The sequence below is a fragment of the Stenotrophomonas thermophila genome, from assembly GCF_001499715.1.
GTDB classification, from domain to species: domain Bacteria; phylum Pseudomonadota; class Gammaproteobacteria; order Xanthomonadales; family Xanthomonadaceae; genus Stenotrophomonas; species Stenotrophomonas hibiscicola.
Window position 1 is genome coordinate 1 of the sequence record NZ_CVIW01000011.1, and the last position, 20,793, is coordinate 20,793.

The 20,793-nt window shown below is 67.5% G+C and carries 18 protein-coding genes and 1 tRNA gene; 11 read left to right on the top strand and 8 right to left on the bottom strand.

Annotated features, from left to right (window positions below):
- Window positions 1-225: 225 nt before the first annotated feature.
- A tRNA-Glu gene (locus tag BN1263_RS06320) sits at window positions 226-300 on the bottom strand.
- 52 nt (window positions 301-352) lie between these two features.
- Between BN1263_RS06320 and pcnB the strand changes: the two genes are divergently transcribed.
- The 8 genes from pcnB (at window position 353) to BN1263_RS06360 (ending at window position 9,423) form a co-directional block, all read left to right on the top strand.
- Complete coding sequence (gene pcnB / locus BN1263_RS06325) at window positions 353-1,732, top strand: polynucleotide adenylyltransferase PcnB (RefSeq protein WP_058980266.1); 1,380 nt, start codon at window positions 353-355, stop codon at window positions 1,730-1,732.
- Between the two features lie 3 nt (window positions 1,733-1,735).
- A complete protein-coding gene (folK, locus tag BN1263_RS06330; RefSeq protein WP_058980267.1) occupies window positions 1,736-2,221 on the top strand; it encodes a 2-amino-4-hydroxy-6-hydroxymethyldihydropteridine diphosphokinase in 486 nt (161 codons plus the stop codon).
- 34 nt (window positions 2,222-2,255) lie between these two features.
- Window positions 2,256-3,071, top strand: a complete 816-nt coding sequence (panB, locus tag BN1263_RS06335; protein ID WP_058980268.1) for a 3-methyl-2-oxobutanoate hydroxymethyltransferase — start codon at window positions 2,256-2,258, stop codon at window positions 3,069-3,071.
- On the top strand, window positions 3,068-3,907 hold the full coding sequence (gene panC / locus BN1263_RS06340) for a pantoate--beta-alanine ligase (protein ID WP_058980269.1): 840 nt from the start codon (window positions 3,068-3,070) through the stop codon (window positions 3,905-3,907). The genes panB and panC overlap by 4 nt, the downstream gene beginning before the upstream one ends.
- A gap of 159 nt (window positions 3,908-4,066) precedes the next feature.
- Entirely contained in the window at window positions 4,067-4,447 is a 381-nt protein-coding gene (panD, locus tag BN1263_RS06345; protein ID WP_005409061.1) for an aspartate 1-decarboxylase, read from the top strand.
- Window positions 4,444-5,958, top strand: a complete 1,515-nt coding sequence (gene pgi / locus BN1263_RS06350; RefSeq protein WP_058980270.1) for a glucose-6-phosphate isomerase — start codon at window positions 4,444-4,446, stop codon at window positions 5,956-5,958. The genes panD and pgi overlap by 4 nt, the downstream gene beginning before the upstream one ends.
- A 280-nt stretch (window positions 5,959-6,238) precedes the next feature.
- Window positions 6,239-6,445 (top strand): DUF6229 family protein, encoded by a 207-nt coding sequence (locus tag BN1263_RS06355; RefSeq protein ID WP_010484314.1) that lies wholly within the window; start codon window positions 6,239-6,241, stop codon window positions 6,443-6,445.
- A gap of 80 nt (window positions 6,446-6,525) precedes the next feature.
- The gene (locus tag BN1263_RS06360; protein WP_058980271.1) at window positions 6,526-9,423 is read left to right on the top strand and encodes a type 2 lanthipeptide synthetase LanM family protein; all 2,898 of its coding nucleotides are present in this window, start codon (window positions 6,526-6,528) and stop codon (window positions 9,421-9,423) included.
- A gap of 21 nt (window positions 9,424-9,444) precedes the next feature.
- Here the strand turns inward: BN1263_RS06360 and BN1263_RS06365 are convergent, their stop codons facing one another.
- Both BN1263_RS06365 and BN1263_RS06370 read right to left on the bottom strand, forming a co-directional pair.
- Window positions 9,445-10,008 carry a response regulator transcription factor gene (locus BN1263_RS06365; RefSeq protein ID WP_005409063.1) on the bottom strand — a complete coding sequence of 188 codons (564 nt, stop codon included), beginning with the start codon at window positions 10,006-10,008 and terminating at the stop codon, window positions 9,445-9,447.
- Window positions 10,005-11,231: an ATP-binding protein gene (locus tag BN1263_RS06370; protein ID WP_019661188.1), complete on the bottom strand. Its 1,227-nt coding sequence runs from the start codon at window positions 11,229-11,231 to the stop codon at window positions 10,005-10,007. The genes BN1263_RS06365 and BN1263_RS06370 overlap by 4 nt, the downstream gene beginning before the upstream one ends.
- Window positions 11,232-11,345: 114 nt before the next feature.
- Between BN1263_RS06370 and ispG the strand changes: the two genes are divergently transcribed.
- The 3 genes from ispG to BN1263_RS06385 all read left to right on the top strand — a co-directional run bounded on the left by ispG (window position 11,346) and on the right by BN1263_RS06385 (window position 14,189).
- Window positions 11,346-12,611 (top strand): flavodoxin-dependent (E)-4-hydroxy-3-methylbut-2-enyl-diphosphate synthase, encoded by a 1,266-nt coding sequence (ispG, locus tag BN1263_RS06375; protein WP_058980272.1) that lies wholly within the window; start codon window positions 11,346-11,348, stop codon window positions 12,609-12,611.
- The gene (locus tag BN1263_RS06380; RefSeq protein ID WP_058980273.1) at window positions 12,592-13,341 is read left to right on the top strand and encodes a phosphatase PAP2 family protein; all 750 of its coding nucleotides are present in this window, start codon (window positions 12,592-12,594) and stop codon (window positions 13,339-13,341) included. The genes ispG and BN1263_RS06380 overlap by 20 nt, the downstream gene beginning before the upstream one ends.
- A 200-nt stretch (window positions 13,342-13,541) precedes the next feature.
- Complete coding sequence (locus tag BN1263_RS06385; RefSeq protein ID WP_058980274.1) at window positions 13,542-14,189, top strand: response regulator; 648 nt, start codon at window positions 13,542-13,544, stop codon at window positions 14,187-14,189.
- A 328-nt stretch (window positions 14,190-14,517) separates the two neighbouring features.
- Here BN1263_RS06385 and eda read toward each other — a convergent pair whose 3' ends face one another.
- The 5 genes from eda to zwf all read right to left on the bottom strand — a co-directional run bounded on the left by eda (window position 14,518) and on the right by zwf (window position 20,516).
- The gene (gene eda / locus BN1263_RS06390) at window positions 14,518-15,177 is read right to left on the bottom strand and encodes a bifunctional 4-hydroxy-2-oxoglutarate aldolase/2-dehydro-3-deoxy-phosphogluconate aldolase (protein WP_058980275.1); all 660 of its coding nucleotides are present in this window, start codon (window positions 15,175-15,177) and stop codon (window positions 14,518-14,520) included.
- A gap of 204 nt (window positions 15,178-15,381) precedes the next feature.
- On the bottom strand, window positions 15,382-17,298 hold the full coding sequence (edd, locus tag BN1263_RS06395; protein WP_058980276.1) for a phosphogluconate dehydratase: 1,917 nt from the start codon (window positions 17,296-17,298) through the stop codon (window positions 15,382-15,384).
- A gap of 58 nt (window positions 17,299-17,356) precedes the next feature.
- The gene (gene pgl / locus BN1263_RS06400) at window positions 17,357-18,079 is read right to left on the bottom strand and encodes a 6-phosphogluconolactonase (RefSeq protein ID WP_058980277.1); all 723 of its coding nucleotides are present in this window, start codon (window positions 18,077-18,079) and stop codon (window positions 17,357-17,359) included.
- Window positions 18,076-19,083, bottom strand: a complete 1,008-nt coding sequence (glk, locus tag BN1263_RS06405) for a glucokinase (protein ID WP_019661196.1) — start codon at window positions 19,081-19,083, stop codon at window positions 18,076-18,078. Before glk ends, pgl begins: the two co-directional genes overlap by 4 nt.
- Window positions 19,080-20,516: a glucose-6-phosphate dehydrogenase gene (zwf, locus tag BN1263_RS06410; RefSeq protein ID WP_058980278.1), complete on the bottom strand. Its 1,437-nt coding sequence runs from the start codon at window positions 20,514-20,516 to the stop codon at window positions 19,080-19,082. Before zwf ends, glk begins: the two co-directional genes overlap by 4 nt.
- Between the last annotated feature and the right edge of the window lie 277 nt (window positions 20,517-20,793).

A 20,793-nucleotide genomic window follows, 5' to 3' on the forward strand; every position in this document is an offset into this window, starting at 1 on the left:
CGTCCAGAGCCGGTGGGGTCACCCAGGGCAGGAACGTTGGCGCCATGGATGGCGCCATCGAGCCCCCATGGATGGGTTTACGGCGTGTCCTGCCCTGGGTGACCCCACCGGCTCAAGCCGATTGCAGGGAGGCGCCAAAGCGACCAACCCGACCGCAATCACTGCAATCCCGGAAAACAGAAAAGCCCGCACAAGGCGGGCTTTTTCGGTTCCTGCTGCGGCGACTGGCGCTCCCTAGGGGACTCGAACCCCTGTTTTAGCCTTGAGAGGGCCACGTCCTAACCACTAGACGAAGGGAGCGTAACTGTGTCGCTGCCGAGGCAGGAGCGCTAGTATATGCACCTCGATGCCATTGGGCAATCCCGAAACTTCAACCGGAAGCGCCAACATCATTTCCTCTGCTACATCACCGTTCAGCCTGCGCGTCATCCCGCGCGACCAGCACACGATCTCCCGCAAGGACATCAGCCCGAACGCCCTGCGCGTGCTTTATCGCCTGCGCGATGCCGGCTTCGGCGCCTACCTTGTCGGCGGCGCGGTGCGCGATCTGCTGGTCAATGGCCAACCCAAGGATTTCGACGTGGCCACCGACGCCACGCCCGAGCAGGTCAAGCAGCTGTTCCGCAACTGCCGCCTGATCGGCCGCCGGTTCCGCCTCGCCCACGTAGTGTTCGGTCGCGAAATCATCGAAGTCGCCACCTTCCGCGCCAACAGCGATGACGGCAGCGGCGACCGCGAGATGGAAAACGGCATGCTCGTGCGCGACAACGTGTACGGGACCATCGAAGACGACGCCGTCCGCCGCGACTTCACCTGCAACGCCCTGTACTACGCCATCGAGGATTTCTCGGTGCGCGACTACACCGGTGGCTTCGAGGACGTGCAGGCGCGCCTGATGAAGCTGATCGGCGACCCGGTGCAGCGCTACCAGGAAGACCCGGTACGCATGCTGCGAGCGGTGCGCCTGGCGGCCAAGCTCGGCTTCCAGATCGAAGAGGGTACTGCCGCGCCGATCCCGCACCTGGCCGGCCTGCTCAACGAAGCCGCGCCAGCGCGCCTGTTCGAGGAAGTGCTCAAGCTGTTCCTGTCCGGACACGGCGTGGCCAGCTTCGAAGGCCTTGAGCGTTACGGCCTGCTCGACGTGCTGTTCCCGGAAAGCGCCAAGGCGCTGAAAGCCAACCGCACCGGCGCGCTGCGCCGCATGCTGGTCGAGGGCCTGGCCAATACCGATGCGCGGGTGGCCAACGACGAACCGGTCTCGCCGGCGTTCCTGTTCGCGCTGCTGCTGTGGCCGGCGTTCTGCCGTGCACAGGCGACCCTGCTCAAGCAGGGCGTGGCACCGGAAGAGGCGCAGCGCCGCGCCGCCGACCGCGTCACCGTGCAGCAGTTGAGCACCGTCGCGCTGCCGCGCCGCTTCTCGCTGCCGATGCAGGAAATCTGGCTGCTGCAGTCGCGCTTCAGCTCGCGCCAGCGCAAGCGCGTGTTCCGCACCCTGACCCATCCGCGCTTCCGTGCCGCGTTCGATTTCCTCAGCCTGCGCCAGGTGGCGTCGTCCGAGCACGCCGCCGATGTCGAGTTCTGGCGCGAAGCGCAGGCGCAGTCCGGGCGTGAGCTGGAGTCGTCGCTGGATGCGATGCACAGCGAAGAAGGCGATGACGAGAGCGGAGCGCCGCGCAAGCGCCGCCGTCGCCGCCGTCGTCCGGGTGCCCCGGCCGGTGCAGCGGGCGAGTAGGCGATGACCCCTGCCTGGATCGGCCTCGGCGCCAACCTCGGCGACGCGGCCGCCACCGTCGGCGCGGCGATTGCCGCGCTGGACGGCCTGCCCGGGACCCGGCTGCGCCAGGCCTCGCGGCTTTACGCAACGCCGGCCTGGGGCAATGAAGACCAGCCGCCGTTCGTCAATGCGGTGGCCTCGGTCGAAACCACCTTGCCGGCCGATGAGCTGCTGCAGGCCATGCTGGCGCTGGAGCAGCGCTTCGGTCGCGTGCGCGATCCGGCAGTGCACTGGGGCCCGCGCGCGCTGGACCTGGACCTGTTGTTGTACGGCGTGCAGGAGCTCGACCAGCCCGGGCTGAAGGTGCCACACCCGTACATGCACGAACGGGCCTTCGTGTTGGTGCCGCTGGCCGAAATCGCGCCGGATCTGGTCATTCCCGGCCACGGCCGCGTGCGGGACGCAGTGGTGCGGGTGGACGCCTGCGGGATTGCCCCGATAGGGTGATAATGCCCGGGTTATCTCCCCCGGTTATCAGCACATGAGCACCCACGCAGACAGCAAGCCCTGGACCGTTCCCGCCCTGGCCGAGGCCAAGCGCAATGGCCAGAAGCTGGTCATGTTGACCGCCTACGACGCCGGCTTCGCCCGCACTTTCGACGCCAATGGCGTTGACCTGATCCTGATCGGCGATTCGCTGGGCATGGTGGTGCAGGGCCATGATTCGACCCTGCCGGTGACCGTTGCCGACATGGTCTACCACACCCGCGCCGTGGCCCGGGTGCTGCAGCGTGCGCTGCTGGTGGCGGACCTGCCCTTCGGCGCCGATGCCACCCCGGAGCGCGCGTTGGATGCCTCGCTGCAGCTGCTGCAGGCCGGTGCCGAGATGGTCAAGATCGAAGGTGCCGGCTTCAAGGTCGACATCATCCGCTACCTGGTCGAGCGCGAGATTCCGGTCTGCGCGCACCTGGGCCTGACCCCGCAATCGGTGCTGCGCCTGGGCGGCTTCAAGATCCAGGGCCGCGGCGATGCCGCCCGTCGGCTGGTCGAGGACGCAAGGGCGGTGGCCGCTGCCGGCGCCAGCATCATGGTGCTCGAATGCGTACCGACCCCGGTCGCCGCCGAAGTGACCGCTGCGGTGGAGGTGCCGACCATCGGCATCGGTGCCGGCCCGCACTGCGATGGCCAGGTGCTGGTGCTGCACGATTTCCTCGGCCTGGACAGCGGTCATCGCCGCCCCAAGTTCGTCAAGGATTTCCTTGCCGAAGGCGGCTCGGTGGCCGGTGCCACCCGTGCCTTTGCCGACGCCGTGCGCGACGGCAGTTTCCCCGACGAACAGCACGCCTACGCCCAATGATCCAGACCTTCAACGAGCTCGGCGCGCTGCGCGGGCTGATCGCCCAGTGGAAGCGCGAGGGCCTGCGCGTGGCGCTGGTGCCGACCATGGGCAACCTGCATGGCGGCCACCATTCGCTGGTGACCCAGGCCCGCCAGTACGCTGACAAGGTGGTGGCCAGCATCTTCGTCAACCCGACCCAGTTCGGGCCGAACGAGGATTTCAGCCGCTACCCGCGCACGCCCGAGGCCGATGTGGCCGGGCTGGAACAGGTCGGCTGCGATGCGGTGTGGCTGCCCAGCGTGGAGGCGATGTATCCGCTGGGCGTGGACAAGACCACGCGCATGCACGCGCCGGGTGTCAGTGAAGTGCTTGAAGGTGCCAGTCGCCCGGGTCACTTCGACGGCGTGTGCACGGTGGTGGCGCGCCTGTTCCTGCAGGTGCAGCCTGACGTGGCCGTGTTCGGCCGCAAGGACTACCAGCAGCTGGCTGTCATCAGACAGATGGTGGCCGAACTGTCGTTCCCGATCCAGATCGTCGGTGCCGAGATCGTGCGTGACGAGGATGGCCTGGCCAAGAGTTCGCGCAACCAGTACCTGAGCGCAGAACAGCGCCCGGTCGCGACCGCCATTCACCGCACCCTGCTGGGCATGCGCGAGGGCTACGTGGCCGGTCACCCGCGCGAACGCATCGAGGCCGATGCCACCGCCGCACTGCAGGCGGCCGGTTTCCAGGTCGACTATGCGGTGCTGCGCACCCCGGAGCTGGCCGAGCCGACCTTCGACGGCGGTGGCCGCGTGGCGCTGATCGCCGCGCGACTGGGTACGACCCGGCTGATCGACAACCTGGAATTCTGAGTTCCGGCGGCGCCGCGCGATGCATGGGGTCAGATGCCTTTTCCAGGGGAAAGGGTTCTGACCCCGGTTTCACCGCCTACCTGAACAGGTTGCCGGCCGTGATGCCCCGCGCTGTACGGGTGCTAGAATCCGCTCTTCCTTTGCCGTTGCAGCGCCCCCATGCACCTGTCCCTGCTCAAGACCAAGATCCATCGCGCCACCGTCACCCATTCCGAGCTGAACTACGAAGGCTCGATCGCCATCGATGACAACCTGCTGGCTGCCACCGGCATCCGCGAGTTCGAGCAGGTGCACATCTGGGACGTGACCAACGGTGCGCGCTTCTCGACCTATGCCATCCGCGCCGAGGCCGGCAGCGGCGTTGTCTCGCTCAACGGTGGCGCCGCGCGCCACGTGCAGGTCGGTGACATCATCATCATCGCCGCGTTCGCCAGCATGACCGAGCAGGAAGCCGACAGCTTCAAGCCGAAGCTGGTGTACGTTGATGGCAAGAACCAGATCACCCACACCAACGACACGATCCCGACCCAGGCCGCATGACAACGAACAACGGATTCGACTCGCTGCATTCCCACGCCCAGCGCCTGAAGGGCGCAAGCATCCCCAGCCTGCTCGCCGCCGAACCCGGCCGCGTGCAGGATCTGGCGCTGCGGGTCGGTCCGTTGTACGTCAACTTCGCGCGGCAGAAATACGATGCCGCCGCGCTGCAGGCGTTGCTGGCGCTGGCTGCCGAACGTGATGTCGGCGGCGCCATCACGCGCCTGTTCCGTGGCGAGCAGGTCAATCTGACCGAGGGGCGCGCCGCACTGCACACCGCATTGCGCGGCGACGTGGTCGATGCACCGGTTGCCGCTGAGGCCTATGCCACCGCGCGCGAGATCCGCCAGCGCATGGGCGTGCTGGTGCGCGCGCTGGAAGACAGCGGCGTAACCGACGTGGTCAGTGTCGGCATCGGTGGATCCGACCTCGGTCCGCGCCTGGTCGCCGATGCGCTGCGTCCGGTCAGCGGTGCGCGCCTGCGCGTGCATTTCGTGTCGAACGTGGACGGCGCCGCCATGCAGCGCACGCTGGCCACGCTGGATCCGGCGAAGACCGCGGGCATCCTGATTTCCAAGACCTTCGGCACGCAGGAAACCCTGCTCAACGGCCAGATCCTGCAGGACTGGCTGGGGGGCAGCGAGCGCCTGTATGCCGTCAGCGCCAATCCGGAACGCGCGGCCAAGGCTTTCGCGATCGCCGCCGATCGCGTGCTGCCGATGTGGGACTGGGTCGGTGGCCGTTATTCGCTGTGGTCGGCCGTGGGTTTCCCGATCGCGCTGGCCATCGGTTTCGAGCGCTTCGAGCAGCTGCTGGAAGGCGCCGCGCAGATGGATGCGCATGCGCTGGATGCACCGCTGGAGCGCAACCTGCCGGTGCTGCACGGCCTGACCGACATCTGGAACCGCAACCTGCTGGGCCATGCCACGCACGCGGTGATGACCTACGACCAGCGCCTGGCGCTGCTGCCGGCCTACCTGCAGCAGCTGGTGATGGAAAGCCTGGGCAAGCGCGTGCAGCGTGACGGACAGCCGGTCACCACCGACACCGTGCCGGTGTGGTGGGGCGGGGCGGGCACCGACGTGCAGCACAGCTTCTTCCAGGCGCTGCACCAGGGCACCAGCATCGTTCCGGCCGACTTCATCGGCTGCGTGCACAGCGACGATCCCTACACGATCAATCATCAGGCCCTGCTGGCCAACCTGCTGGCGCAGACCGAAGCACTGGCCAATGGCCAGAGCAGCGACGACCCGCACCGCGATTACCCCGGGGGCCGCCCGAGCACGCTGATCCTGCTCGACGCACTGACCCCGCAGGCGCTGGGCGCACTGATCGCCATGTACGAACACGCTGTGTACGTGCAGTCGGTGATCTGGAACATCAATGCCTTCGACCAGTTCGGTGTCGAGCTTGGCAAGCAGCTGGCCAGTGGCCTGTTGCCGGCGCTGCAGGGTGAGGATGTGGCGATTGCCGATCCGATGACCCGCGAGATACTGGCGCAGCTGAAGCGCTGAGCCCGGTCGTGGATGCGCCGGCGACAGGCCGGCCATCCCATGCCTTCCGTTCCTGCCATTCCGGGGCCCTGCGGCGTTGCCCATGCAGCGTATTCGCGTGCCTGCGGCAGCGCAGCTTGACTACGCATGGCGTGCCAATGCAGTGTGCATGGGCGGCTGTACCTGTCATCCAGTATCGCTCGCAGCATGATGTTGATGCCAGGGACTGGCCGTATCCGAAGGGACGTGGAATCGATCCATGTCCTCAACGCCTCATGTTGTGAATGACAGGAGATTGCGAATGGATCTGAATGACGACGTTGTGTCCGGCTGGCTCAATGGCTCGGACGATGTGGATGGGTGCGCCAACCCTGCGGGTTCGCTGTTCATCTACGGTGCGGCAGCCACCGAAGCGGCCCTCACCGGGGCTTCGGACACCATGATCACCGGTGGCACCAACGAGTGCACCACCACGGTATCGGTGATCAACCACTGCCTGTGTTGCTGATGTAGCCCGTGCCGGCACGCAGAAGCATGCAGCTGCGTGCCGGCGACTGGAACAGACTCTTGAATCTCGCAGGGGGCGTAATGACCGCTTCTCCGGCTGCGGCCGCGTTTGCGCGCATCACCGAACATTTCCTTGCCCAGGCGCGCGCTGCGCTGGCTGCCGGCCTGCATGATCCCTCCATTGCCCTGCAGCCTGGCGAACGTGCGCTGCTGCATTCGCAGGGCGAGGCGGCGCTGCGTGAGCATGCCCAGCTCAAGCTCAACCGCGTGCTCCTGCTGGAGCTGCACGCCGCTGCACGCAGCGGTGACATCGGCCCGCTTGACAGTGCTGGTGCGCTGGACGAATTCGTTGCCCTGGCCACGAGCGAGGGCTTCCGCGCGCATCTGCAGCAACGTTATCCGGTACTGCTGCCGCGCCTGACGCGCATGCTCGAAGGACAATGCGCGGCCGTGGTGGAGCTCGCTGCACGCATCGGTAGTGATCGTGTTGCGTTGGCCGAGTTGCTGGGTGCGCCGGCGGGCACGCTGCATGCCGTTGCATTGGGCCGCGGTGACCTGCACGGTGGCGGCCGCACCGTGGCACGGCTGCAGTTCGAAGGCGGCACGGTGATGTACAAGCCACGCTCATTGCGCATCGATGCCACGCTCGATGGCCTGTTGTCCGCGGTCTTCGGTGACGCCCCTGACCGCGTACGCGTGCCGAAGGTGATCGATCGTGGCAGCCACGGCTGGGCTGCATTCGCCGCGCATCGCTATTGTTCCGGCGAGGCTGAACTGCGGTGCTATTACCGCGGCCTCGGCCACTGGCTGGCCATCCTGCGCCTGATCGGTGGCACCGACATCCATCTGGAGAATCTGATCGCGGTCGGGCCGGTGCCGGTGGTGGTCGACGCCGAAAGCGTGTTCTGCCGGGTAATCGAAATCGAGCCATCAGGGCTTGGCGATGCGTACGACACCGCCGTCAAGCTGATGCGAAATTCAGTGCTGCGTACCGGAATCGTGCCGTTCCGTACTGCCGGCCTGGGCATGGAGGGCGTGGACCTGTCTGCAGCCGGCGCGCTGCCCGGCGAGCAGCCACGGGTGCAGGTGCCGGTGATCGTCGACGACGGGACGGAACCGGCCCGGTTGGGCATGGTCGAGGCCGAGGTCTCCATTGCGCAGAACCATCCCAGCGCACAGCCCGATGTGTCGTTGTACTGGGACCACATCAGCGAGGGCTTCATCGACGCCAGTCGGCGTCTGCGCGCGCTGGACGCGAACGGCGAACTGATGCCGCTGCTGACGGCCTTCGAAGGCTGCCAGGTGCGGGATGTACGGCGGCCGACAATGGCCTACGCCGAGCTCGGGCGGATGCTCTGGCATCCAGCATCGCTTCACAACGAAGCTCGGGCGGTTGAGCGCGCGATCGACCTGCTGGTGCGGAATGCGGCGGTGTCGCCCGCTGCGCCATCGGACCTGGAAACCGTACGCGGAGAGGTCGATGACCTGCGCCACGGTGACATTCCGATCTTCGCATCGCAGCTGGACGCGGCGCGTATCCACTCCGTCGTCGCCAACTGGCGCGCGATGCGGATCGACCTGGAAGACGTGACGATCCGCAGCACGCTGGTCGCCACCGACCTGAACCAGCATGCACTGGCCCGAGCCGAGGCCCGGTCCGGCTACAGCTATGCAGCACGGCATCCGCGCGCCGACGACCTGGACGCACGCCGTCGCACGCTGGCCACGCGCGCGGTGGAAAGCCTGCTGCGGCTGGCGGTGCACGGCGAAGACGGCTCGATGACCTGGATCACACCTGAAGTGACGCGTACCGGATGGACCGTCCAGCCGGTGCAGCCAGACCTGTACTTCGGGCTGGGCGGCATCGCTTTCGCACTGGCAGCCTATCGCCACGAAGTGGAGCAGGGGCGTGCCGATCCGGTGGCCGGGCTGGATCCGGCCATCGAGGGCGCCCTTGCGGTGTTCCAGACCCTGTGCGAGCGGCACCCCGCCGAAATTGACGGTGGATTCGTCGGAACCGGTTCGCAAATGTGGGCATTGCTGGCATTGCACGACCTGTTGCAGCGACCGGCGCTGCTGGCGCTGGCAGAGCGCTGCGCGGAAGCCGCGGAGCATCGCGGTTTCCAGCAGGCGGCAAAGTTCGAACTGATTGATGGTGTGTCCGGCATGATCCTGCCGTTGCTGGCGCTGGCTGAAGCCACCGGCAACGCACGCTGGCTGGAACTGGCGGCCGCAGCGGGACGCCGCATGCAGGACGCTGCGATTGTCGACGCAGACGGTACGCGCTGGCCGACGCCACAGTTCAGCGAGCCGATCGGTGGTTTTGGCCACGGTGCGATGGGCATGGGCTGGGCGCTGGCACGACTGGCCCGCTCCGAGGCTGGCAGCGTGCCCGAGCGGGCCGCATGGCGGCGGCTGGCCGAAGGAGCATTTGCATTCCAGGCAGCCCTGTTCGAGCCACATACCGGGCACTGGCGGGACATCCACCTGCAGGATGGGCAGAAGAACTTCCCGACCTGGTGCCACGGCAGCGTGGGCATCGGCCTGGCGGCGGCGGACCTGTATGCCCGCACCGGTGATGCCGCGCAATTGCGCGACATGCGTCGCGCCGTGGCCGATGCGCGCGGCAAATGGGGGTTCAGCCACACCCTGTGCCATGGCGATGTGTCCACCCGGGAACTGCTGGTGCTGGCCGCTGCGCTGGATCCGGCAGGGTGTCCCTATCCGCAGGACGAGGCCGCCATCGAGATCATTTCTTCGATCGAGGAGCACCAGGGGATGGTTGGCGGCCTCACCCGTGCGGCCTTTACCCCGGGCCTGATGATCGGCCTGGCGGGTTCGATCTACGGCTTCCTGCGCATGCATCCGGCCTGCGTACTGCCATCGCCGCTGCTGCAGGAGACGAAGGCCACGCGGGCCGATGCGTGTGCGGTGCGCTTCAGCGCCGCGCAGTACCGGCCGGCGCTGGCCGAGGCCTGAGCCGGACCGGTCCGTCAGCGATCAACGGCTCGGATCGCGTTCCGGGCTCGGCCGCTTTGCAAGCTTGCGCTGCAGCGAACGCCGGTGCATGCCGAGCAGGCGTGCCGCTGCGGACACGTTGCCGCCGGTCTCGTGCATCGCCTGCTGGATGTGTTCCCACTGCAGGCGGCTGATCGGCGTCATCGCGTCCGGCACTTCCATTTCGCCATCGTCGGCCGGGCCGTCGTCTTCCTCGCCAAGCGCGCGCAGGATCATCGGTACCGTGGCCGGCTTCGGCAGGTAATCGTCGGCCCCCAGCTTGATCGCCTCAACGGCAGTGGCGATGCTGGCGTAGCCGGTCACCAGCAGGATACGCATGTCAGCGCGCAGCGCGCGCAGCGGCTGGATCAGCGCCAGGCCGGAATCACTGCCCAGCTTCAGGTCGATCAGCGCGAACGCCGGCGGATGCTGGCGGGCCAATGCCAGCGCGCTGGCGGCATCCTGCGCGGTCTGCGTTTCCAGTCCCTTGCGGGCCAGGCTGCGCTGCAGGGTGCGCAGGTACAGTTCGTCGTCGTCGACCAGCAGGCCGAGGGTTGAGGCGCTCATGGGGTTTCCTCGCGTGGGACCAGCGGCAGGCGGAAGCCGACGCGGCTGCCGGCGCCTTGGGCCGGGCGCATCCACATCTCGCCGTCGAGGCGTTCGATGGTGGCATGGGACAGGGCCAGGCCAACGCCCATGCCCTCGCTCTTGCTGCTGCCGAACAGCTTGCCTGGCAGCACCGCGGCACGGGCATCGAAGCCGTGGCCGTAGTCGCGGACTTCGCCGATCAGGTCGTCGCCTTCGATGCGCAGGTCCAGGTCTACCCGTGGCCGCCCGGCCTGTTCGCCGGCATCTGCGGCATTGTTGAGCAGGACCATCAGCAGATGGCCCACGCCCGGATCCAGTGGTAACCGCAGCGGCGCATCGTCATTGCGATGCAGGTCGATGGTCGGCCGCACCAGGCGCCACTGTTCCAGTACCTGCTGGGCGCTGGAGTGGCTGCGGCCCGGTGCGTCGGCCGAGGCCGGTGCGGCCAGCGCCAGCACGCGTTCCCGGCACTGCACCAGCAGTTCGCGCAGGGTCTCCATGTCTTCGCGCACTTCGGGCTCTTCGCTGCGCTCGGCGACGTCATCGGCAAGCAGGGTCATGGTCGCCAGCGGCGTGTTCAGTTCATGCGCCACCGAGGCGGCATGGGTGGCCAGGGCGACGATGCCTTCGTTGCGGGCGAAGCGTTCCCTGAGTGCCGACAGTTCCAGTTCGCGCTGTCGCAGCGCCAGCGCCAAGCGGGTGGAGAAGGTCAGCACGACCGCTGCGGAAATGAGGAAGTTGGCGACCACGCCCCAACGGTTGAGGTCCTGCGCGCGGAAATAGCCGTCCGGCAGCGGCTGGCCGAAGATGCCGCTGGCGGCGTAGCCGAGCAGGCAGGCCAGGGCCACTGCCAGTGCCCAGCGCAGGGGCAGGGCGAAGGCGGCCAGCGCGATCAGGATCAGGAACAGTGAACTGAACGGGTTGGCCATGCCGCCGCTCCAGCCCACCATCCAGGTCAGGATGATCACGTCCACCAGGATATGGCCGAATGCGGTCAGCGGGGCGGTGTCGGCCGCTTCCGGGCGCAGCTGGGTGTAGATGTTGAACAAGGTGAGCACGGCCACGCCGGCCCATAGTGGTAGCTGGGGCAACGGCAGGCCCAGCACCCAGCTGGCGACCAGGATGGTGGCGGCCTGGCCGCCTACGGCAAGCCAGCGCAGGCTGCACAGGGTACGGAGGAACGGGGCGTCGGGACCGGTCATTCATGCTCATCGTATGCGTTCACGGGCGCGCGTGCCTGCGACAATCGGCCGCAGCCGTGCCGCCGGCTGAATGCGAGTCACCCCGAATGCGGGAGCGGGCGGTAGAATGCGCCCATGCACGACGCCGTTACCCGCCCTACGCCTCCCTCCGATGCCACCTCCTGGCCCCGCCGCCAGACCCATGCCGTGCAGATCGGCGGGGTCACCGTAGGCGGAGGCAAGCCGGTAGTGGTGCAGTCGATGACCAACACCGACACCTCCGACGTGGCTTCCAGCGTCAAGCAGGTGGCCGAGTTGTGGCGCGCGGGTTCGGAAATGGTGCGGTTGACCGTCAACACCGTGGAAGCGGCTGCGGCGATCCCGCGCATCGTCGACAAGCTGGCGATGATGGGTATCGACGTGCCGCTGATCGGTGACTTCCATTACAACGGCCACCAGCTGCTGACCGCCGAACCGGCGTGTGCCGAAGCGCTGGCAAAGTACCGCATCAACCCCGGCAACGTCGGCTTCGGCAAGAAGAAGGACCTGCAGTTCGCGCAGTTGATCGAGTTTGCGATCCGCTACAACAAGCCGGTGCGCATCGGCGCCAACTGGGGCTCGCTGGACCAGGCCCTGGCGGCGAAGCTGATGGACGAGAACAGCCTGCGCGAACAGCCCTGGGATGCCGGCCGCGTGCTGCGCGAAGCGCTGATCCGCTCGGCCCTGGATTCGGCCGAGCAGGCGGTGGAACTCGGCCTGCCGCGCGACCGCATCGTGCTGTCGGCCAAGGTCAGCGGCGTGCAGGAGCTGATCGCGGTATACCGCGACCTGGCCCAGCGCTCGGAATTCGCCCTGCACCTGGGCCTGACCGAAGCCGGTATCGGCAGCAAGGGCATCGTCGCGTCGGCGGCGGCGCTGGGCGTGCTGCTGCAGGAAGGCATCGGTGACACCATCCGCATCTCGCTGACCCCGGAACCGGGCCAGTCGCGCACGCAGGAAGTGATCGTCGCCCAGGAACTGCTGCAGACCACCGGCCAACGCGCCTTCACGCCGCTGGTCACGGCCTGCCCGGGCTGCGGCCGCACCACCTCGGAGTTCTTCCAGGAGCTGGCCAAGGTCGTGCAGAACCACGTGCGCGAGAAGATGCCGCTGTGGAAGATCCACCACCCGGGGGCGGAGAACATGACCCTGGCGGTGATGGGCTGTATCGTGAACGGGCCGGGCGAGTCACGCCATGCCAACATCGGCATCTCGCTGCCGGGCACGGGCGAAACACCCGCAGCGCCGGTGTTTGTCGATGGCGAGAAGAAGGCGACCCTGCGCGGCGACAACATCGCCCAGGAGTTCGTCGCCCTGATCGACGACTACGTCGAACACACGTATGTCCGAAGCGCCGGATAAGCCTGCAATCCTCGCTGCACCGGAGTCCGCCTCCGGTTTCCGCCACTGGATGGCGCGCAATGCCTGGCGCCTGGTCCTGCTGTTCGGCGGCGTGCTGCTGCCGTTGGCTGGCTTCGTCGCCCTGGCGGACGAGGTGCACGAGTTTGAATCGTTCCATTTCGACGCGCCGCTGCTGTGGCAGATGCATGGCCTGCACTCGCCACTGCTGGACCGCTTCTTCGTGCTCATTTCCAAACTGGGCTATGAGTGGTTCCTGATCCCGGCCGACGTGCTGATCATCGGCGTGCTGCTGGGCTACCGGCGCTGGCGCGAGGCGACCTTCGTGGCGGTCAGCTTCGTCGGCTCGGCGCTGCTGAACATGGGCAGCAAGCACTTCTTCCAGCGCCAGCGCCCCAGCCTGTGGGAATCGATCGCGCCGGAATCGACGTTCAGCTTTCCCAGCGGCCACGCGATGGGCTCGATGACCCTGGCGGTGACCCTGGTACTGCTGGCCTGGAACACCCGCTGGCGCTGGCCGGTGCTGCTGCTGGCACCGGCATTCAGCCTGCTGGTCAGCGTCTCCCGGGTCTATCTGGGGGTGCATTACCCCTCCGATATCCTGGCCGGATGGTGTGCCGCGCTGGTTTGGGTGGTAGGGTGCTATCTGGTCATGTTCAGTCGCCGGCACCCTTGGCGGCATCATGGCACGCGGCCAGCGAAGGCCAGCGAAGCATCATCACAGGGGGATTGACGTGGATGCCCCGCGCGGGACGTCTACGTGATAGATCAGTTGTTTCGTTGCAGCAGGTTCTGCAAGACAGGGGGCAAGCACAACGCGCGGTACTGTGATGCGCAAGGCAGATTGCCGGGGCCGCATTCCGAACGCGCTTGCAGGGTATCGGCACCCTGCCTAGCTTGACCTGCAATGGCCGCATTCGAAGAGGTACGTGAATGACGATTCGAGTCTACCTGGTGGATGACCACGCGCTGGTCCGCACCGGGATGAAGATGATTCTGTCGGGGGAAGCCGACATCGAGGTGGTGGGCGAAGCCGAGACCGGCGAAGAAGCGCTGCGTGAAGTCCGCCAGCTGCTGCCGGATGTGGTGCTGTGTGACCTGCACCTGCCGGGTGTGAGCGGCATGGAAGTGACCGAGCGCATCGTGCGCAGCCACCGCAATACCCGCGTGGTGATCGTGTCGGTGCTGGAAGATGGCCCGCTGCCGAAGCGGCTGCTCGAAGCCGGCGCGGCCGGATATATCGGCAAGGGCTGTGATGCGCAGGAACTGCTGCGCGCGGTGCGTGACGTGGCAGGTGGGCGCCGCTACCTGGGCACCAGCATCGCGCAGAATCTGGCGCTGTCGACGGTGGAAGGCAACGGTTCGCCGTTCGACAGCCTGTCGCCGCGCGAGCTGGAAGTGGCGTTGCTGCTGACCCAGGGCCTGCGCCAGGAAGATATCGCGCGGCGGCTGAGCCTGAGTGCGAAGACGGTGAACACGCACAAGGCGCGGCTGTTCGAGAAGATGGGGATCCACGACAACATCGCGCTGGCGCGGATGGCCAGCCAGTACGGGCTGGTGGATCCGGCGCGACCGCTGTAAGGGTTTCGGCCAACGGCTGAGCCCCTCGCGGTGTGCGGCAGGATTCGTGGGGTTGGCCCTGCGGAGGGATTGCGCGGGGGACGCCGTGAACCCATCCCTGGAGGCTCGGTCGCGCCATCCATGGCGCTCACGTCCCTGCGCAATCCCTCCGCAGGGCCAAGGACGGTTTTCGTGCGCCGCCACCGCGGAATGAAGAAGGAAGAGCGGGAGCGGTCGCGCGCTGCGCGCGCTCTGGATGCTGGTCCTGTAGAGCTGAGCCATGCTCGGCTGCTTTCCATTCCGCTGGCGTGGAGCCGAGCGTGGGCTCGGCTCTACAGCTGCGTTGGGCTCAGTGGCCGCGAACGCGCTTGATGATCTTCGCGGCGTCGGCGGCGCTGGCGCGCACCTTGTCCCATTCGCCGTTGGCAATCCAGTTGCCCGGCACCATCCACGAACCGCCGATGCAGACCACGTTTTTCTGCTCGAGGTATTCGGCGGCGGTGTTTTCGGTGATGCCGCCGGTCGGGCACAGCTTCAGGTCCGCCACCGGGCCGGCCAGTCCCTTGATCATCGCCAGCCCGCCCACGGCCGTGGCCGGGAACAGCTTGCACACGCGGAAGCCCCGGGCGTAGAGCGACAGCAGCTCGGTCGGCGTGGCCGCACCCGGCACCACCGGTAGCGGCGCAGCAGCCAGTGCATCGGCCAGCGCTGGCGGCGTGCCCGGGGTCACCAGGAAGTCCGCGCCCGCATCGATCGACTGCTGCATCTGCTCCACGGTCAGCACCGTGCCTGCACCCACCACCACATCGGGCAGCTCGCGCTTGAGCATCGCCAACGCTTCCATCGCCACCGGCGTACGCAGCGTCAGCTCGATCGTCGGCAAACCACCGTCCAGCAGCGCCGCACTGACCGCCCGCGCCTGGTCCAGCGTATGAACCGTCACCACCGGCAGGATGCCCGCCGCATGCAACAGCTCCGCCGCCTTCACCTGATGTTGTTCGATACCCATGCTTTTGCCCTTGCCTTTGCTCTTCTTGATTCAGTGGCCGCAGCGCAAATGACGCGCCGGGAATTGTCCAAGGGCAGTGGAGCGCCCTGGCCGGGACCGTGAGCGGCATGGATGCCGCGATCGAGCCCCATGGATGGGTTTGCGGCGTGTCCCGGCCAGGGCGCTCTACTGCCCAAGCCGGGAAGCCTGCCGCGGCTTTTCGCTTCAGGCGTCTTTCGCCTCATGCGGCGCTGCCGCCGCCGCGGCATCATGCCCCAGCTCGTACTCCGCGTCGTACTCCCACGGCCCGCCATCGGCCGCCGCCGGCCCGCACGAAATCGACATCGCGCCTTGGTCGGCCGGGCCCACCACGCGACGGTTGACCGCGAACAGATTGCGGCCCAGGTCATGCGCGGCCGGCGCAGTGTTCGGTGCCAGCGGACGCGCCGCCCATTCGGCCGGGTCCACCAGCACTTCCAGCGTGCCGGCCTCGCCGTCCAGCCGGATCATGTCGCCTTCGCGCACCTTCGCCAGCGGGCCGCCGCGCGCCGCTTCCGGCGTCACGTGGATCGCCGCCGGAATCTTGCCCGAGGCGCCGGACAGGCGACCGTCGGTGACCAGCGCCACGCGTCGGCCCTGGTTCTGCAACAGGCCCAGCAGCGGCGCCAGCGAATGCAGTTCCGGCATGCCGTTCGCACGCGGGCCCTGGTACCGCACCACCGCCACGAAATGCTCGGGCAGCAGGCCACCGGCGTGCAGCTTGTTCAGCACCTGCGGTGCATCGACCACCACGGCCGGTGCTTCGATCGTGCGGTACTGCGGCTTCACCGCCGACAGCTTGATCAGCGACTTGCCCAGGTTGCCGCGCAGCAGGCGCAGGCCACCCTGGTGTTCGAACGGATTGTCGACGCCACGCACCACCTCGTCATCGGCGCTGCGTTCCAGGCCCGGCAGATAAACCAGTTGGCCGTCGCGCAGCTGGGGTTCGCGGGCGTAGTCGGCCATGCCGCCACGGGCCACGCTGACCAGGTCGCCATGCATCAGGCCGGCCTTGATCAGCTCGCCGAACACGAACGCCGGGCCACCGGCGGCGGCGAAGCGGTTCACGTCGGCCTCGCCGTTCGGGTAGACGCGGGCCAGCAGCGGAATCAGCTGCGACAGCTCGTCGAAGTCGTCCCAGGTCAGCACGATGCCGGCCGCACGCGCCACCGCGATCCAGTGGATGGTGTGGTTGGTCGAACCGCCGGTGGCCATCAGCGCGATGACCGCGTTGATGATCGCGCGCTCGTCGATGATCCGGCCCAGCGGACGGAAGTCATCGCCAAGCGCAGTGATGTCCAGTGCACGTTCGGTCGCTTCGCGGGTAAGAGCGTCGCGCAGCGGGGTGCCCGGATTGACGAACGACGCGCCCGGCAGCTGCACGCCCATCGCTTCCAGCAGCACCTGGTTGGAGTTGGCCGTGCCGTAGAAGGTGCAGGTGCCGGCGCCGTGGTAGGAGGCCGACTCGGCTTCCAGCAGTTCTTCACGGGTGGCTTCGCCGGCGGCATAGCGCTCGCGAACTTCCGCCTTCTGCTTGTTGGGTATGCCCGGGGTCATCGGGCCGGCCGGCACGAACACCGCCGGCAGGTGGCCGAAGGCCAGTGCGCCGATCAGCAGCCCCGGCACGATCTTGTCGCAGACACCGAGGTAGACGGTGGTATCGAACATGTCGTGGCTGAGCCCGATCGCGGTGGCCTGCGCGATCACATCGCGCGAGAACAGCGACAGCTCCATGCCACCACGGCCTTGGGTGACCCCGTCGCACATCGCCGGCACACCGCCGGCCACCTGCGCGGTGGCGCCCAGCTCGCGGGCGATCTGGCGGATCTGCTCGGGATAGGACTCGAACGGCTGGTGCGCCGACAGCATGTCGTTGTAGGCGGTGATGATGCCAAGGTTCGGTGTCACCCCACCGCGCAGGCGGCTCTTGTCGGTACCGCCGCAGGCGGCGAACCCATGGGCGAGGTTGCCGCAGCTCAGGCGGCTGCGGAACGGGCCCTCGCGCAGGGAGGCGTCGATCGCGGCCAGATAGGCGGCGCGCGAGGCCGCGCTGCGGCGGATGACGCGCTCAGTGATGGCTTGCAGTTGCGGATGGAGGCTCATTGGCTACCGGCGTTCGTGGTGGCGAGAGGCAAGCGGCGGCGTGGCGCCGCCGCCGACATCAATCAGCCCAGTGGACGCGCAGGCGCGCGCCTTCCAGGTTGATTGCATTGAGGATCGGGTACTGCTGGGGGTCATTGCTGTCCAGTGCCTGGCGCAGTACCTGCAGCTTCTGCTTGCCGCGCAGCAGCAGCAGACGCTGGCGGCACTGGCGCAGGCCGTGCGGGGTCAGGGTGATGCGCAGCGGCCACTGGTTCGCGCCCGGGCAGCCGGTGGCATCCAGTGCCGCATAGGGCAGGGTGCTTTCCAGTGCACGGGCCAGGTCCTTCGAACCCGGGAACAGCGAGGCGGTGTGGCCATCGTTGCCCATGCCCAGTGCCACCAGGCTGGGTGGCTGGCTGTGCTGGGCCTGCAGGTTGGCGGTGTAGACGCACTCCGTCAGCGGCTTGCCGATCCGCACCAGCGGATCGAAGTGCGCACCCTCGGCACGCTTGAGCAGGTGCTCGCGCACCAGCCAGGCGTTGCTGTCGCGATCCTGCGGCGACAGCCACCGCTCATCGGCCAGGCTCACTTCCACCCGGTCCCAATGCACGTCCAGTTCGGCCAGTGCCTGGTATACCGGCGCCGGCGTGGTGCCACCGGAGAGCAGGATGCGGGCCCGGCCCACTTCATTGATGTCGTGGTTGAGGGTCTGCGCCATTTCGGCGGCCACCGCCTCGATCCAGCCATCGGCGTCGCCGTGCTGGATGAACTCGATGCGGTCGTCGTGGAAGGTGGGGCTCATGCGGCAACTCCTGGTGCGTCACGTTCGGCGTCGGCAGCATAGGCGGCAGCGCCCAGCAGTCCGGCGTGGGGATGCATCACGGCAAGCGATGGCACCCTCGCCATGATCGAAGAGAACCGCCCCTTGTGTTCGAAGCGCTGGCGGAAGCCGGAGTGCTGCAGTGAATCGAGCATCTTCGGGGTCAGGCCGCCCGTCAGGAACACGCCGTCCCAGGCGCCCTGGGTCAGTACCAGATCGCCGGCGATGGCGCCGAACACCGCGCAGAACACGTCCACGGTGCGCATTGCCTGCGGATCACCGTGCAGGGCACGCGCGGTCACGTCCACCGGCTGCAGCTGGCCGGGGTCGATGCCGGCCATCTCGCACACGGCGCGGTGGATGTTGACCAGCCCGGGTCCGCAGATCAGGCGTTCGTTGGAGACGCGGCCGAACTGCTCGGACAGGATTTCCAGGATGCGGATTTCCTCCGGTGTGCCCGGTGGGAAACTGACATGACCGCCTTCGGTTTCCAGCGGATAGCAGCGGCCGTGGCGCATGATCAGGCCACCGACGCCGAGCCCGGTACCGGGCCCGATCACCGCGTAGTTGCGCGGCTGTCCCGGCTTGCCCGGTACCCAGGCGGCGCCGCCGACCTGGACGACGTCCTCGGGCTGCAGCAGCGAAATCGCCATCGCCTGTGCGGCGAAGTCGTTGATCAGGTGCAACTCGTCGAACCCCAGCATCGCGGCGGTGCGGCTGCGCGAGATCACCCACGGATGATTGGTGATGCGCGCCTCGTCACCGTCGACGCGGCCGGCCACTGCGAACACGCCGCGGCTGGCCGCAGCGCCGATCTGTTCCAGGTGGTGGCGCGCGGCATCACCCAGCGACGGGAATTCCGCCACCGCGTACTCGCGGATGCTCTCCTTGAGCAGCGGCGCGTCCTGTGAGGTGTCGGCCAGGGCGAAGCGGGCATTGGTGCCGCCGATGTCGGCAACCAGCACCGGCTGCGAGATGGCACTCATGCCGAGGCCCCGCTGTCCGGCGCGTCCACGCCCTGCGGCAGGAACTCGCCTGCATTGCTTGGGCCCCACTGGCCAGCAGGATACGGTTCCAGCGGCAGCTTGGCCTCCTTCCAGGCGTCGGCAACGCTGTCGATCCAGGCCCACGCTGCGCGCACTTCGTCGTCGCGCACGAACAGCGTGTGGTTGCCGTTGAAGGCATCCAGGAACAGGCGTTCGTAGGCGATGCGGCGATGCAGGCCGGTCGGCACCGACAGTTCCAGTTCCAGCGGATGCAGTTCCAGGGCACCCCATTCCGGGCCGGCCAGGCTGCTCATCAGGCCCAGTTCGATGTTCTCCTGCGGCTGCAGCTGGAACACCAGGCGGTTCGGTGCGGCCTGCGCGCGCTGCGGGCGCTCGAACAGCCAGTGGGTGACCGGCTTCAGCGTGACCACCACGCGGGTGGTGCGCTCGGGCAGGCGCTTGCCGGTGACCAGGTGGAACGGCACGCCGCTCCAGCGCCAGTTGTCGATATGCGCGGTGACACCGGCGAAGGTTTCCACGTCGCTGCCTTCCGGCGGCTGGTAGGCCTGGGCCGGCTGGCCGTTGATGTTGCCAGCGGTGTAGCGGCCCCGGATGCTGTCGCGCGCGGCGTGCCTGGCATCGAGCGGGCGCAGGGCCCGCAGCACCTTGACCTTCTCGTCGCGGATGCGGTCGGCTTCCAGCGAGGCCGGCGGTTCCATCGCCACCATGCACAGCAGCTGCAGGATGTGGCTCTGCACCATGTCGCGCAGCGCGCCGGAGCGGGCGTAGTAGGCGTCACGGCCGTCCACGCCTTCGCTCTCGGCCACCAGGATGTGCACCGATTCGATGTAGTTGCGGTTCCACACCGCTTCCAGCAGCGTGTTGCCGAAGCGCAGCGCGATCAGGTTCTGCACTGCCGCCTTGCCCAGGTAGTGGTCGAGGCGGAACACGCGGTCCTCGTCGATCCACTGGCCGATGGTGCTGATGATTTCCTCGGCGCTCTCGCTGTCGCTGCCGATCGGCTTCTCCAGCATCAGGCGTGCCGGCGCGGCGAGGGCGCCGCCCTTGGCCAGGCCTTCGCAGGTGGAGATGTACAGGCCCGGCGGAATGGCCAGGTAGCTGACGCACTTGCGGTGCACCAAGTCGGAGACTGCGGCGGCAACCGAGTCGACATCGCGCAGGTCCACCGAACGGTAGTCTATGCGGCGCAGCAGGGCAGCGATGTCGTCCTGCGTGGCCATCGGCATGGCCTGCTGCAGGCGCGGCCGGAGGATGTCATGGAAAGCTTCGGTGTCATGCCCGGACAGGGCCAGTGCGCGGATGCGGAAGTCCTCCGGCAGCAGGCCGTCGCCAAGCAGGCGAAGCAGCGAAGGGAACAGGTAGCGCTGGGCCAGATCACCTGTGGCACCGAACAGGAAGAGGGTGTCGTGCATCGCTCGAGTTTCAGATCCGGGTGACATCGTTGTCAATCGCTTCATGGCTGGGTTCGGGGGACATCCGCGCAACTGCCTGTCCGAGGTTCGTCAGGGGCGATCTCCGGTGTTGCGGAAGATCGTTCCATTCGAAACCACTACCTCGGCGGAACCTTCGTTCAACCGCCGACGCAGATCGGTGCGCACCGATCATCGGATAGTGCCACGTGAAAACGTTTACATGGCAGAATGGGCAACTGTATTCGATTGCAGTGCTCGCCGTCATGCGGCAGGCGCG